1 protein-coding gene is annotated in these 708 nt (G+C 67.7%); it reads right to left on the reverse strand.

The window, feature by feature from the left end:
- Nucleotides 1-45: 45 nt before the first annotated feature.
- The coding region (locus tag AB5S17_RS23435; RefSeq protein ID WP_369243583.1) for an EF-Tu/IF-2/RF-3 family GTPase at nt 46-708 on the reverse strand (663 nt) is incomplete at its 5' end.

Raw genomic sequence — 708 nt, forward strand, 5'->3', positions numbered from 1 at the left:
AGGCGCGCCGCAGAGAGCCGCGGCGCGCCCTGTCGTCTTCGAGCCTTACTCGACGATCGCCGCGACGATGCCGGCGCCGACGGTGCGGCCGCCCTCGCGGATCGCGAAGCGCAGGCGCTCTTCCATCGCGATCGGAACGATCAGCGTCACGTCCATCGTCACGTTGTCGCCCGGCATCACCATCTCGGTGCCCTCGGGAAGCGTGCACACGCCCGTCACGTCCGTCGTGCGGAAGTAGAACTGCGGACGGTAGTTGGTGAAGAACGGCGTGTGGCGGCCGCCCTCTTCCTTGGTCAGGATGTACGCCTCGGCCTTGAACTTGGTGTGCGGCTTCACCGAACCCGGCTTGCACAGGACCTGGCCGCGCTCCACGCCCTCGCGGTCGATGCCGCGGATCAGCGCGCCGATGTTGTCGCCCGCCTGGCCCTGGTCGAGCAGCTTGCGGAACATCTCGACGCCCGTCACCGTCGTCTTCTTGGTGTCGCGGATGCCGACGATCTCGACTTCCTCGCCGACCTTGACCACGCCGCGCTCGACGCGACCCGTCACCACCGTGCCGCGGCCCGAGATCGAGAACACGTCCTCGATCGGCATCAGGAACGGCTGGTCGATCGGACGCTCCGGCGTCGGGATGTAGGCGTCGACTTCCTTCATCAGCGCCCGCACCGCGTCCTCGCCGATCTCCTTGTTCGAATCCTCGAGAGCCGC

This window comes from Jiella sp. M17.18 (assembly GCF_041027365.1).
Lineage (GTDB): Bacteria > Pseudomonadota > Alphaproteobacteria > Rhizobiales > Rhizobiaceae > VKMB-3413.